We start from the raw sequence: 15273 nt of genomic DNA on the forward strand, positions 1-15273 counted from the left end.
GCGACGTGGACAACACGGCGGCAGAGTTGACGTACACGAAAGTGACGAATCCGACAAACGGGACGGTGGTACAGAATGCAAACGGCACCTACACTTACACGCCAACGACAGGTTTTGTAGGCAGCGACCGCTACACCTACAAAGTATGTGACCCAAGCGGCGCGTGCGATACGGCGACGGTAGTGATTGCGATATTGCCACCAGCAAATAATCCGCCAATTGCCACCAACGACATTGCTGAAACGCCGCAAGACAAGCCATTTGTGGGTAACGTGTTGACGAACGACGATGATCCTGAAGGTGGACCGTTGACAGTAACGACGACGCCAGTGACGCCACCGACGAAAGGAACGGTGAGTTTGAATCCAGACGGTACGTTCACTTACACGCCAAACCCAGGAGTGACGGGTCAAGACGGTTTCTGCTACGAAGTGAAGGACAATGTAGGATTGAAAGATACGGCTTGTGTGGTGATTAACATCGTACCGAATCCAAAACCTGCGAATGACAAACCTGTTGCGAACGACGATAATACACAGACGTATCAGAATACTGCAGTAGTAATTGCTGTTAAACCTAACGATACAGACCCTGATTTAATAAATACGCCAAATGGTACGTTAGGAACGCCAACTAAGTTGACTAATCCGACAAATGGTACGGTTATTGCCAACAGTGATGGTACGTTCACATATACACCAACTACAGGGTTTGTTGGTACCGATAGTTTTACGTATCAGATTTGTGACAATGGTACACCAAGTTTGTGCGATACGGCAACCGTTACTATCAATGTACTTGCCATTCCACCTGCGGGCAACAAGCCGCCAGTGGTTATTGACGATGCAATTATCACAGCGCTCAATACGCCGAAGAGTGGTGACGTGTCTAGAAACGATTATGATCCAGATGCAGGTCAAACGTTGACGTTCAGCAAACAAACAGATCCTATGCACGGAACGGTGGTGTTTAATTCGGATGGTACATATACTTACACACCAACGACGGGGTACATTGGTTCAGATATCTTCACTTACAAAGTGTGCGATAGCGGTAACCCACAACTATGTACCCTCGGAACGGTAATAATTGCTGTGTTGCCACCAGAGACGAAGGTATGTTTACAGGCAAAAGTGTACTTACAAGGAGCTTTGTTTGGGGTGTTGTTGCCAGATACCTTGATGCGAGATGACTTACGAGTGAAAGGTTATTTGCCAACTACAAGTCCATACCCAGCTATGGGAATGACTGGCTTAACTACGGCCAATACCAGTTCTTTGGCGGTACTTGGCGCAAGTAGCCCATCTGGTAAAGATGCTATTGTTGACTGGGTATTCGTAGAACTACGTAGTAAGACAAGCCCAACGACTGTTGTTGATAGCCGTTCGGCGCTCTTACAACGTGATGGTGATATTGTAGATGTAGATGGAGTTAGCGCAGTAACCTTTAACTCTGCATCACCAGATAGTTATTATGTGGTAGTAAAACACCGTAATCACTTGGGTGTGATGAGTAAGACTCCAGTGAATATGAGTAGTACATGTGGGGTAATTGATTTCCGTAAAACGACTACTCCGACTTATAACTTGGACGAAACGAACGTCATCAATAAGGCGCAAGTGGATGTTGTACAAGGGGTTGCGCTGTGGGCTGGTAATTCACTCTTCGACAATCAAGTGATTTACCAAGGAACGGATAATGACGTGAACGTTATCTACCAGCAAGTAATCAACTACGTAGGCAATGTCTTTGTAAGTAAGTTTTACACGCTTAAAGGCTACTATTCTGGAGATATTAATCTCAACGGAGATGCTATCTTCCAAGGTACAGGCAATGATGTGGAATACATTTATCAAAACATCATTAAGAACCATCCTGGCAATACCTTAGGACAGAAGTTCTTCATCATTAAAGAGCAAATTCCCTAACCAACAATAGAGTGGAAGCCCACCAAGGCTTCCACTTCAAACTCGATACGAAAGAAGAAGCAAAAACCAATTTTAAACCTTAAAAATTTATGAAGAAAGCTCTCTGCCTCGTTTTTGGGCTTGTAATGGGAATGATGAACACGCTCTGGGCCCAGCAATCCTCAAACACCGTTAATTACAAAGTAACTTTTGACGCAACCAGTCAAACTTACACTGCGTGGGTAATTCCTAATTACAATGTTCCCAACACCAACAATGCTGGAACCAGTGAAATAGGAGCCACCGCCCAGTTCACCCTTGTTGTTCCCAAAAACTTTGTGATTCAAAATATTACAGATGTAAGGGGTACATGGGAAAAATCGCCCGACAAACTTGGGCAGGGCCAAATTATCAATGGGCTTACTCAAACGTACCCTTCAACTGTCCCGAATAATATTGCATTTTATGTAATCGGTAAAACAACGGATGAAACAAATTATGGTTCATTTGCCAATGGTACGCCAGTTGCTTTATTTACATTCAAAAGTTCAACTTGTTTTGGGCCAGTGCGTGTACTTCCTCCAGGAGACCCGTTCATTACGGCGGCTAATTCCACGTATAGTTTAAATGTAGCCAATAGTTTCTATTCACGTTCAGGACAGCCTGCGGGTGGAAATGTTGATCCAAGAGAACAATTCTCAAATGTAACGGGCGGGCCAGCTTTGTGTAGTAGTCCTTATATCTTTGCGTATGATGATGATAATATCACAAATCAAAATACGGCTGTTTCAGGAAATGTGCTTACCAATGATGACTTATCTACAGGTACAGGACCGCTTGTGGTTACGACCACTCCAGTTCAAGCACCTGCACACGGTACAGTTGTATTAAATGCAAACGGAACTTATACATACACTCCCGCAAATGGGTTTACTGGAAACGATAGCTTTGTGTATCGCGTTTGTGATAGCGGAAGCCCCGCTAATTGTGATGAAGCAACCGTATCTATCTCAGTTAGACCCACAAATCCTTCGGGTAATAATCCCCCTGTGGCCATTGGTGACAAATTCGCAACTACCCAAGAACAACCTATTTCGGGAAATGTCATTTTAAACGATAAAGATCCTGATGCAGGCCAAACCCTCACAGCATCGGTGATTCAGCAACCAACACATGGTACATTAACTTTTAACCCGAACGGGACATTTACCTATACACCTGCTACAGGTTTTACGGGAGATGACTTTTTCTTGTATCGTGTGTGTGACAATGGAACGCCTGTTTTGTGTGATACGGCTAGGGTTGATTTGAATGTTTATCCTGCCAACTCAGGAGCAATTCCACCGACGGCTAACGATGATTTGTTCTTTAGAAGCCCAACGGGTACAGCAACTGGAAATATCATTGCCAATGACAAAGACAACTCAAATACTGGCCTTGATATTACAACAACGCCAGTGTCAGGGCCAAGCAACGGAACAGTGGTTATCAATTCAGATGGAACATTTACCTACACGCCAAACGCAGGATATACAGGTGGTGATAAATTTGTGTATCAGGTGTGTGACCGACAAAATCCAAAGCAATGTGCGACGGCAACTGTGTTTATTTTGGCAAGAACTGTTTCTACTGGAAGTGCGGATTTAAAAGTGACCAAAGTAGCCGATAAAAAAACAGCAGTAATTGGGGATGAAATTACCTATACTGTAGTTGTTAAAAACCTTGGTACTGATGCCGCAACCAATGTTGTTCTGAAAGATAGCTTGATGACAGGGATGCAATTTGTCAGTGCAACCGCTAGCAAGGGAACGTATTCTAATCCGCTTTGGACAATTCCAAATTTGGCAGCTGGTGATAGCGCAGTGTTAACATTGAAAGCAAAATTGTTAGGAGAAGGTGTTTGGTTCAATACAGCCAAAATAATCTCATCTGACCAAACAGATCCTGTTTCGGATAACAACGAAGCAAGTGCATGTACGACTGTACCAGTAAAATTGTGTACAGGAGAAAAAGTGGAAGTAACTGTACCAGCTACTTATACAAATGTACAATGGTTTAAAAATGGAGGAACAACTGCCGTAGCAACGGGTAATGTTGTGCTATTAACGGAGATTGGTACTTATACCTACACTGCTACCAACGGCGCTTGTCCAGCAGGAGGGTGTTGTCCAGTGATTATCGAAGCGGGTGTAAATTGTTGTCCTGTACAATTATGTGTACCTGTAGCGGTTAAAAAACGTAAGAAATAAAATAGTAACAAGGGGCTTTTTAAAGCCCCTTGCTATCCTAACCAAGTTGAAATGCAATGGAAATCAGAAGTATAAAAAAAATCGCAGTTGTCTGCTCGCTCTTGTTGGTAGGAATAAAAGGGCATAGTCAGAGTGCATCTCCTTTTGGGGTTCATTATATGGTCGATTATGATGCGGCGCAACAAGCCTTTACTGCCTGGGTAGTGCCACAGTATAATACCCCCAATCGTTATAATTCAGATTCAGAAGAAAAAGGAGCGACTGCACAGGTAACAATCAAGGTGCCTAAAGGATTTAAGCTAACGAGTTTAGAGGATATTCGTGGGAATTGGGACAAAGTTCCTAGCCGAATTGGAAGCGAAGCTCAGTTGCTGAAAGCGGGAGCTAATCAACAGTTTGAATACTATGTAGTAGGAAAACAGGCTGCAGAAACGAATTATGGCTCTTTTAAAGAAGGTGAGCCTGTTGCACTTTTCCGCTTTAAGGGAACAGGGGCAAAACCAGAAGAGGTAACGGTGTTGGATAGCAATGATCCTTTTGTGGGCATCGCCTTTCAATCAATGTCTTTGAATGTGAAAAACAGTTTCTATTCGCGTTCAGGACAACAACCAAGTGTCTCTGCTCGACCTTTAGAGCAGTTCTCACAGCCAATTACATTGAGTAACGTGTTGACTCAATTGGCAAAAAAACTACAGGCATCAGTTGGATCAGCTATGGTAAATGAGTTGGATGATGCTAACGGTATTATTGCTTACCCAAATCCAGCCGTCAATGACGTGAATGTAAAATATTTCTCAAAAAGTGACGGTGGTAAAGTTCATCTTGAAATAATCGACCCGTCGGGGGTCGTCAGATACGATGCGTACGAAACTGCAAAGCAGGGTATAAATACAATGAAGATTAATGTAGAAAAACTTTCTTCGGGTTCTTATTTAATCCGAACTGATAAAGACAATAAAATAATCACCAAGAAATTCACAAAAGGGTAAGGGTATAAAAGAAGAAGACGAATGGTTTTCGTCTTCTTCTTAATCAGTGGATAGGGCTGCCTGATTAGGTAGTCCTATTTTTCGTTATTTTAAAAGTAATACTTTACCAGTTTGTTGCCACTGTTCATTAAAAAAATCAGTAGCGTTAATAACATAAGAATAGACTTGACTAGGAGCTTGACTACCATCTGGAAGTTGCCCATTCCATGAGTTTGATAGTGAGTCTGATACAAAGATTTCAACACCGCTGCGGTCAAATAATTTCAACTGAAATGTTTGGATTAAATAAGATGAGATAACCCAAGTGTCGTTGATGTTGTCATTATTGGGCGTAAAAACATCGGGTGGATAAATCCCAGGGAGGTCAATTAGCTCATACAACGAAGAATATAACTCGGTTGAAACAATATGCCCATTGACCTCGATGGTTATAGATGCCGTAACACGGTAAGTATCATTGGGTTTGGATTGACTTGATAAGGTGAATCGCTCCGCATATTGCCAATCTGACACGTCTGTGGGAGGCGAGTCAATCTTGCTAACTTTATACTGGATTACGTTGGAATGGCTTGGAAAAGGAGAGTTCCATTGAAGTGTTCGCCCCCTTCCTTTCAAATAAATGGTGCAAACGCTGTTGGAAGGTTCCGAAATTTGACCACAATTATTCTCAGTTTTCACGTAATAACAGTAGCTTCCTGCCGAAGGATCGACCTCTGTATCACTAAATTGAGAAGAGGTAATCGTGGCTATTTTTTCAAATGAATTTGACGAAAAAGAAGTACGGTAAAGGTGATACCTTTCGTCGGGTTGTGCGTCCAATATTTTTACAGTTGCTAATGAGCCCTCGACAGTCGCTAATACTGATTTTTTTACTTGAGGGGGGTTACACTGAGCGTAAATTTGAATTGGAAATAAAATTATGGTATAATAGCCAAGTAAACGCATTTTCGGTTTGATTTATCATGAAATAAAAATACGGTTTTTTGACGTAAATAAATACTAAAAGCAACATTGAAATGAAACAAAGAATTTTGATTTTTTGGTTTTTATTGTTTACGCTGGTTGGTCAATTAAAAGGCCAATCTTCAACAAATACCATTCGTTATCAAATTACATACGAAACCGTTAAGCAATTATATACCGTTTGGATAATTCCAGGGTATAATACGCCAAATACCTTCAATGCAGACACCGCCGAACGGGGGCCAACTGCCCAAGTGACTTTGCGCGTACCAAAATCATTTTTAATAAGTGAGGTCATTGGGGTGAAGGGCGAATGGGACAAAACGCCGTTGCGTTTGGGACCCAATGAACCCAACCAATCTTTCTTTAATTCACTAAGCGACGCCTATCGCTACTACGTTATTGGGAAAGCTGCGACCGAAACCATCTACGGTCGGTTTACGAAAGACAAGGCTGTAGCTCTTTTTCAGTTCAAAGGGAATGGGTGCTTTGGAGCCATATCGGTTTTGGATGAGTCGGACGAATTTGTGAAGTTGGCAGAAAAATACGCCTTAAATGTGAGGCCAAGTTTTTACTCTCGTTCGGGGCAGCGAAATTTTGTGAATGCGGTGCCATTGGAACAATTTGCGGATCCGCTCGATCCGCCAGCTTATTGCTGTGGTTCAGGGATTACGATGGCTACCCCAATTACCATCAACTCAAACGAAACCTCTTTTTGTCCAGGTGCTACCGCAACCGTTTCGCTGAAAGGCATCAATGGGATTACTAATCAAAGCGTACGGTTTCGGCTGACGACTACCGAGCCTTTGTCTGAGGATGAGGCGTACGCTACGAGTGGTACGCTGTTGGGAGTAGTGGCAAACAGTGCCTTGACTGCCAACAAAACTGAGGCTACCTTGGCGAATATTTCCCTCCCCAAAACGGCGGGTAAGTATTTTATTGTGGCCTCGTTAGACGGTGTGAGCGGTTCTTGCCGCCCCTATACCTCTAGCCGTTTTACCATCATTACGGTGGCAGCGGCTAGTATTGCTTCAGATAAAACAGGGGCGGTTTGTTTGGGGGAAAGTGTGACGTTAACCGCGCAACCCGCAGGACAACCCAAATATGAGTGGTTTAAAGATGGACAACTCGCCAACACAACCACGACGAATACGGTGAAAGTGACGTCGGCGGGGGAGTACAAAGTTAACGTAACCAATGAGCTTGGGTGCGGCCTAGGAACTTCAAACACCGTGAGTTTTACGACCATTGTTGTAAATAAACCAACCGTTCGGCAAGTAGGGGAGCGGTTGGTATCGAGCTCGAAAACTGGAAACCAGTGGTTCTTTAACAATGTACCCATTCAGAATGCCACCGATACGGTATATGTGGTAACCAAACAAGGCGTTTATAATGTACAAGTAACGTTGGGGAACTGCAAAAGCGAACTGTCAGAGCCTGTACTTTTTGCAATTACCTCGGTGCAAGAACCGCTAAACGCCAACGAATACCGCCTGTATCCCAACCCCACCGCTGGATTTTTTACAATTGAAAGCAATTTAGCTGAGCATGACGAGCTAGCTTGTTACGATTTCACAGGTAAAAAAATAGAAATCAATGTAGAAAAAGACGCCGAAAAACTCCGAGGCGACATCCGCCACCTCCCCAAAGGGCACTATATTCTCAAGCTCACAAACGTATCGAAAAATGCTAAAAGTTGGGTGGTGAGGAAGGAGTAAGGGGCGTTATTTGTAAATAATTACTCAACTATTGGTATAACTTTAATGTGGTCATTTGCTCATTTTTCAATTTTCCATGGCTCGGTTCGTGTATCGCAGTAATGGTAATGGGTTTAGTTAAGGGTTTAGAAACCAAACTTACTAAATGTTAGTATCGTTAACGCTAAAAAGTCATCAAATGGCCAATAAAATTGGAAACAAAAAAAGAGAATAAGGTCATTTGGTAAATAAATTTAAAATTTCAGTTATAACTATAAGTAAAACCCTTCTAAAATGTATTTCTTTGTACAGCCTCATCTTCAACATTAGGTTAGTTATAGTAATTGTGTACCAATGGATAAGAAAAAACTCTCCGAAAGGGATATTTGTACGAAATACATCACTCCTGCCATTGAAAAAGCTGGTTGGGACAAAATGACCCAATTTTTAGAAGAAGTGTTTTTTACCGACGGAAAGATTTATGTCCGTGGAACACTTACGGCACGTGGCGAAAGAAAACGAGCTGACTACATTTTCTACTATAAGTCCAATATCCCGATTGCGGTTATTGAAGCCAAAGATAACAAACACTCCGTAAGAGCTGGGATGCAACAAGCGTTGAATTATGCACAAATCCTGGACATTCCTTGCGTTTTTAGCAGCAATGGAGACGGCTTCTTATTTCATGACCGTACCGCAACGAATGAACAAATCGAAACGGAACTGGATATGGATAGTTTTCCAACTCCTCAACAACTTTGGGAGAAATACAAAAAATACAAAGGCATCGACACCATAGATACCGAAAAAATTGCCTCACAAGACTATTATTTCGACGGTAGCGGGCGCAAACCAAGGTACTATCAACAAATAGCCATCAATCGAACGGTGGAAGCTATCGCGTTGGGGCAGAAACGTATTTTGCTCGTGATGGCTACTGGTACGGGAAAAACGTACACGGCTTTTCAGATTATTTATAGGCTTTGGAAAAGTGGTGCAAAAAAACGTATTCTTTTTCTCGCCGACCGAAACGCCTTGATTGACCAAACGCGTCGGGGCGACTTTAAACATTTTAAAGATAAAATGACCGTTGTGAAACACCGTCAGATTGATAAAAGTTACGAAATCTACCTTGCACTGTACCAGGGGCTTTCGGGGGCTGATGAGGCTGCCAATGTCTATAAACAGTTTTCGCCTGATTTTTTTGATTTGATTGTTATTGATGAGTGCCACCGTGGAAGTGCCAAAGAGGAAAGTGCGTGGCGCGAAATCCTGACGTATTTTAAAAACGCTACGCATATCGGTCTTACGGCTACCCCCAAGGAAAGTAAAGAAACTAGTAATATCGAATACTTCGGTGAACCAGTCTATACTTATTCGCTCAAACAAGGCATTGACGACGGTTTTTTGGCTCCTTATCGGGTCATACGTGTAACGCTCAATGTAGATGCCGAAGGGTGGCGACCCGAGCAGGGCAAAACCGATAAGGCAGGAAACTTGGTGGAAGACCGCATGTATAACCGAACTGATTATGACCGAAACTTGGCCATTGATGAGCGTACGGATACCGTGGCTCGAAAATTAACTGAGTTTTTGAAAGGCTATGACCGCTTTGCCCAAACCATCATTTTTTGTGAAGATATTGATCATGCCGAACGAATGCGGTCGGCTGTTGCCCGTCACAATGCCGACTTGATGACCCAAAACTATAAGTACGTGATGCAAATCACGGGTGATAATGATGAAGGTAAGCGTGAGTTGGATAATTTTATTGACCCCGAACAACGGTACCCCGTCATTGCAACTACGTCAGAGCTCATGACCACGGGTGTAGATGCTCAGACCTGCAAGGTGATTGTGCTGGATGCCAATATCGGCTCCATGACTAAATTTAAGCAAATTATCGGCCGAGGAACGCGCATCAACGAAGCATTCAATAAGCTCTATTTTACCATACTTGACTTTCGGAATGCCACTGATTTGTTTGCCGATAAAGAGTTTGACGGAGAACCCATCCGAATCAAGCCCATCAGTGAAGAGGGAGATTTGAGCGGGATTATCAAGGAAGAAGAAACCAATGAGGCACCGCTCTTGGATGAAAGTTCAGGAGAGGAGATAATCATTCAAAAGCCTGTCATAAGATACCCCACAGCTTCGGGGGCTGGAGGCGAAGTACGGGAGCCTCGCCAAAAAATCTACGTCAACGGTGTAGATGTATCTATCTTGGTCAGTCGTGAATTGTACTTTGACCGCGACGGCAAACCCATCACCACTAGCCTCAAAGACCATACACGTACGATTATTCAAGGAAAATTTGCTTCATTGGATGATTTCCTTCACCGTTGGAACAGTGCTGAACGTAAGGAAGCTATCATCAACGAACTGCTCGAACAAGGTGTCATGGTAGAGGCATTGTACGAGGCAGTAGACCAAGAAGTGGATTTATTTGATTTAATTTGCCATGTGGCTTATGACCAGCCGCCCCTTAGTCGGAAAGAACGGGCCAACAACGTCAAGAAGCGTAATTATTTTACCAAGTATGGGCCACAGGCCAAAAAAGTACTGGAAACCCTGCTGGACAAATACGCCGATGAAGGCATTCAAAACATCGAAAGCATGGATATTTTGAAGGTAAAACCCCTGACCGATTTTGGTTCTCCCGTAGAAATCATTCGGGAGTTTGGCACTAAGGCCGAATACCTCAAAGCAATAAAAGAATTGGAAAACGAACTCTACAAATTAGCGTAACCTTTTATGAGTAATATTTCTGGGACGATTAAGAGCATCCGCGACATAATGTGGCAGGATACGGGTCTCAACGGCGATGCCCAACGGATTGAGCAACTGGGCTGGATGCTTTTTCTCAAAATTTTTTCTGACAAAGATTTAGAACTAGAGCTGTTGGATGACTCCTACACGTCGCCGATTCCGAAGGAGTATCATTGGGTAAGAGAAAAAGGCAATTGGGCGGGCGACGACGAGGGAATCACGGGCGATGAGCTACTGGAGTTTGTGGATCGTAAACTCTTCCCTGCCCTGCGCAACATCAATATCAGTACAGGAAACCGCCGCGCGTTGATTGTGCGTGAGGTGTTTGAAGGCAACAACAACTACATGAAGAGCGGTATCAATATCCGAAAAGTGTTGAACAAGCTCAACGAAATTGATTTTAACGTCGCCAAAGACCGACACGCCTTTGGTGAGCTGTACGAGGGGATTCTCAAAGAACTCCAAAGCGCGGGCAAAAGCGGTGAGTTTTATACGCCCCGCGCCATTACGCAATTCATTACGGATATCCTTGACCCCAAAATTGGCGAGAAGATACTCGACCCCGCCTGCGGAACGGGAGGCTACCTGACTTGTGCCATTGAGCACCTCAAAGCGCAGGCCAACAGCGTAGAAGAGCGCCAAAGCATTGCCGAAAATGTGCGCGGTTGGGAATACAAACCCCTGCCGTTTTTGTTGGCCACGACCAACCTGATTTTGCACGACATTGAAGTGCCCAACATCCGTTTTGGCGATGCACTCGACCAGCCTTTGAGCAATTTTACCGAAAAAGACCGCGTTCACGTGATTTTGGCCAACCCGCCTTTTGGAGGTATTGTGGCCAACGGCAACGAAAGTAATTTTCCCCAAAACTACCGTACCAAAGAAAGTGCCGATTTGTTTCTGATTTTGATGATTCATTTGCTCAAAACAAACGGACGCGCGGGCATTGTCTTGCCCGACGGCAGCCTCACGGGCGAGGGCGTAAAACAGCGCGTACGCGAACGCCTCCTGCGCGAGTGCAACCTCCATACCATCATTCGCTTGCCCAACAGTGTGTTTCAGCCGTATGCTACCGTGGCGACCAACTTGTTGTTTTTTGAGAAAAAAGATATTCATTCTCTGCCCTTTAGTGGCTCGGCAGAGCAGGCGGGTGCTGAGGGATTTGCTACGCAGGAAATCTGGTACTACGAACACCGCCTGCCCGAAGGTCAAAAATCGTATTCTAAAACCAAGACCATTCAAGCCAAAGAGTTTGACCCCATCAAAGCATGGTGGAACAACCGCACCGAAAGCGAGCTATGTTGGAAAGTAAACATCCAGACCATCATTGATCGTAACTTTGACTTAGACATCAAAAACCCCGTAAAACAGGAAGAAACCCACGAGTACAGCAGTGCCGAATTGATGCAGCTATTGCAAGCCTCGTTTGCGAAAAGTCAGGATTTGTTGGGACAGTTGAAAGGAACTCTAAATGGATAGGGCTCCCAAAAGTGCAGGGTAATGACATAAAAAAAAGCAATCTTTTGTAGCTCGTGCCAGTACTGGCAACCCCGGCAGGTGCAGGTTATAGTGTACAAAAATTGCTTTTAAAACTACCCTTACGATTTATTCAAATTTTCAGTGGTTAGTTACAAAAGTAGTTTATTCCAAATCACAAACAAAAGTCTTTACGTGTGAGGAATCTTTTGCAGGCGTGGTGTACATAAGAATTGCGTGGGGAAGCTTTGGCAAAAGTGGGTTTCTTTTGGGTTCGTTTTTCTTGGGCAATAGAACTGCTGAAGCCGAAAGAAAACTAAAGGAGACAAACGAAAGAAACCAATAAACCAAACAGAAGCGGTAAACCAAAAGAGTATTTTCAAATGAAAATTAGTTACGCAGACTATATAAAAAAAACAAATGTCTCTGTTTTAGTAGCAGAAGCCATCTTTAGTGAATTAGAACACAAATATCCATTGAAAAAAATTGGTGAAATTGCCGAAACTACGAGCGGAGGGACACCCTCAAGAAGTAATGCTGATTATTACAATGGTGATATACCTTGGCTAAAATCTGGAGAGTTAAATGATAGCGAAATAACAGAAGCTGAGGAATTTATTACAGAAAAAGGATTAGCCAATTCATCCGCCAAATTACACCCGGAAGAGACTTTGTTATTGGCAATGTACGGTGCAACGGCTGGCAAAACGGGTATTACGAAATTTAAAGCGGCTACTAATCAGGCTGTTTGTGCTATTTTTCCAAGTATAAATGTTAAAAGGGACTATCTTTTCTGGTTTTTTAGGCAACACCGTCATAAGTTCATAGAGATGAGCAAGGGAGGGGCGCAACCCAATATTAGTCAATCGCTTATCAAAGAAACCTTATTGCCTCTGCCCGATGAGGAAACCCAAGACTCAATCATTTCAATTCTTAATCAAATTCAACAAAGCAATAACCTTGAACTTTCGATAATTCCCGAGGAATTTAAAGAGAAAGTTGTAAAGGTTTTCTTTGTAAAAAACTCAGTATCACAACTCTCCGCCGAACTCACCCACCAGCTTGATTTGGTCAAACAACTCCGCCAAGCCTTTCTGCGCGAAGCCATGCAGGGCAAACTCACTCCCTCTCTCTCACAGGAGAGTGGGCAGGTTGAAACGGGTCAGCAGCTTTTAGCCAAAATCAAAGCTGAAAAAGCCCAACTCATCGCCGCCAAAAAACTCAAAAAAGAAAAAGACCTACCACCCATCAAACCCGAAGAAATCCCATTTGAGATTCCTAAACATTGGACTTGGTGTCGGTTGGGGGAGATTGCAGAAGAAATTGTTTATGGAACATCTGAAAAGGCATTTGAGGAAGGCGAAATTCCTGTGCTAAGAATGGGTAATATTACTACAGAAGGGAAAATTCTCTATTCAAATCTAAAATATGTGTCATCAGAAATCAATGACTTACCGAAACTATATCTTAAAAATGGGGATATGGTTTTTAACAGAACAAATAGTTTTGAATTAGTAGGTAAAACTGGGATTTTTGAAAAAAACGAACCATTTACTCTAGCCTCCTATTTGATTAGGGTTAGGTTTTTAATGGCAATCAGCTCGAAATTTATATCCAATTACATTAATAGTTCACTTTGCAGAGCTACTCAGCTTGAACCTCAAATAATACAACAAAACGGTCAAGCAAATTTTAACGGGACAAAGTTGGGAAACATTATAATCCCACTTCCCGCTTTCTCCGAGCAGCAGCGCATTGTAGAAAAGCTAGAATCACTGATGCAAACCTGCGATGCGTTGGAGGCAAGCATCAAAGACGGGCAACGCCAAAATGAGCAGCTTTTGCAGCAAGTGCTGCGGGAGGCGCTGAGAAAGTAAAGCCCGCAGTTTCGTAAACCTTAAAAGTAACCGAGATTCATTTGCAAAATTTTGATACAGAAACTGTCGAAGCCCTCCAAAAAGAATTGCCTAGTTTGAAGGGATTTTCTTACAGAAATTTGATAAAAATGAAGCAATTTTCTGAGGAATATTTTATATTTTGAATTTGATGGACTTACGCCTGAGCTATTTTTTGGTATTGGTTTTACACAACACATTATGCTGCTCAATAAATGTAAGGTTGTTGATGAAGACGAATTTTTCATAGACTTGCTTTTTTATAAACGTATCTTGAAATATTTTATGATTCTGGACTGGAGAGCATTTAGAAAATTGCGACGAAGATTACATTCTTAAAAACCTAAACAACGACGAAGATGTATCAATTACACCATGACATTTTTGAGAAAATCGGTATTTATGTGTCAGTTATCCGTCAATTCAAAGAGAGTGTTGACCATGTTCGGGTATTTAACGAAATCAAAGATCATTTTGGCAAGCGTTATAGCCGTGTACACATAGAGATCAAATTGAAAGAAGGGGAAAATAAAGACTATGAATTTGATTTAGCTCTTCAAGAGGCATTTTGGAAACGTTTTATTGAAACCCACTATTTTTCCTTTCATATTCGCAGTAATGCTGCGTATGCCGAAGATGATTCAATTTTTAACAAAGAAGAAGAAATCCATTACGATTATATTTGGAATTTTTTGGAATGGCTTTTGAAAAGAGACGATATTAAAGTAATTGCTGACCGCTTTTTGAGTGAGTATGATATCAGACAGGAAGCAAAAAAGCGGTGGAAAGAGATTGAAACACAAACTGTAAAAGAAGATGTTGCTGTTTCCAGTGTAACGATAGCGGAAGGGCAGCTTATTGCGGTGAAAAATTACGGGAATTTAAGAATCGGGTTTGTAGAAAAGGTGGTCATGCCGACGAAAAAGCAATCATTTTCCATAAAACTCATAGAAGTTTTAAAGAATCTGATACCGGGCCAAAGAGAAATATATTTTTGGTCTAAAAGGGAGCTATACGCTGTGATTCAGCCCGACCAGTTGCCAAAAGGATTAACAAAACCTAAATTGATAGAAATATTAGAAAAAAATGAAGCGGTTGAAGGTATTGTGTGGCGTAGACCACAAGAGCTATGGAAATAAAAGTGATTTTCCTAGTTCAATTCTAAATATGTCGCAAAAAGCAAAAACCCGCTAAAAAGCGGGTTTAAGGGGTTTTCGTGGAGAAGATGGGATTCGAACCCACGACCTCTTGCATGCCATGCAAGCGCTCTAGCCAGCTGAGCTACATCCCCGAAAAAAAGAACTAGTTGCGTGACGTTTAGCTAAGTG

The 15273-nt window shown here is 42.6% G+C and carries 9 protein-coding genes and 1 tRNA gene; 8 read left to right on the forward strand and 2 right to left on the reverse strand.

Translation table 11 applies throughout. From position 1 onward, the window contains the following. From AC23P2_RS05470 to AC23P2_RS05480, 3 genes are all read left to right on the forward strand, one after another. Window positions 1–1928, forward strand: a 1928-nt coding sequence (locus AC23P2_RS05470; protein WP_487772257.1) for an Ig-like domain-containing protein, incomplete at its 5' end; no start/stop codon positions are given. 89 nt (window positions 1929–2017) lie between these two features. Continuing rightward, on the forward strand, window positions 2018–4156 hold the full coding sequence (locus AC23P2_RS05475; RefSeq protein WP_487772258.1) for an Ig-like domain-containing protein: 2139 nt from the start codon (window positions 2018–2020) through the stop codon (window positions 4154–4156). A gap of 56 nt (window positions 4157–4212) precedes the next feature. Beyond that, the gene (locus tag AC23P2_RS05480) at window positions 4213–5145 is read left to right on the forward strand and encodes a T9SS type A sorting domain-containing protein (RefSeq protein ID WP_487772259.1); all 933 of its coding nucleotides are present in this window, start codon (window positions 4213–4215) and stop codon (window positions 5143–5145) included. 84 nt (window positions 5146–5229) lie between these two features. On the opposite strand, the gene AC23P2_RS05485 is transcribed toward AC23P2_RS05480, so the two are convergent. Further along, window positions 5230–5964: a T9SS type B sorting domain-containing protein gene (locus AC23P2_RS05485; RefSeq protein WP_487772260.1), complete on the reverse strand. Its 735-nt coding sequence runs from the start codon at window positions 5962–5964 to the stop codon at window positions 5230–5232. A 197-nt stretch (window positions 5965–6161) separates the two neighbouring features. Between AC23P2_RS05485 and AC23P2_RS05490 the strand changes: the two genes are divergently transcribed. From AC23P2_RS05490 to AC23P2_RS05510, 5 genes are all read left to right on the forward strand, one after another. Beyond that, window positions 6162–7826: a T9SS type A sorting domain-containing protein gene (locus AC23P2_RS05490; protein WP_487772261.1), complete on the forward strand. Its 1665-nt coding sequence runs from the start codon at window positions 6162–6164 to the stop codon at window positions 7824–7826. 333 nt (window positions 7827–8159) lie between these two features. Continuing rightward, entirely contained in the window at window positions 8160–10553 is a 2394-nt protein-coding gene (gene hsdR / locus AC23P2_RS05495; protein WP_487772262.1) for an EcoAI/FtnUII family type I restriction enzme subunit R, read from the forward strand. Between the two features lie 6 nt (window positions 10554–10559). Further along, a complete protein-coding gene (locus AC23P2_RS05500; RefSeq protein ID WP_487772263.1) occupies window positions 10560–12053 on the forward strand; it encodes a class I SAM-dependent DNA methyltransferase in 1494 nt (497 codons plus the stop codon). A 380-nt stretch (window positions 12054–12433) separates the two neighbouring features. After that, the gene (locus AC23P2_RS05505) at window positions 12434–13927 is read left to right on the forward strand and encodes a restriction endonuclease subunit S (RefSeq protein WP_487772264.1); all 1494 of its coding nucleotides are present in this window, start codon (window positions 12434–12436) and stop codon (window positions 13925–13927) included. 377 nt (window positions 13928–14304) lie between these two features. Next, window positions 14305–15084, forward strand: a complete 780-nt coding sequence (locus AC23P2_RS05510) for a hypothetical protein (RefSeq protein WP_487772265.1) — start codon at window positions 14305–14307, stop codon at window positions 15082–15084. A 78-nt stretch (window positions 15085–15162) separates the two neighbouring features. Here the strand turns inward: AC23P2_RS05510 and AC23P2_RS05515 are convergent. Further along, window positions 15163–15236: transfer RNA gene (locus tag AC23P2_RS05515), tRNA-Ala, on the reverse strand. Window positions 15237–15273 lie beyond the last annotated feature (37 nt).

Source organism: Runella sp. R0.1_18 (genome assembly GCF_057652155.1).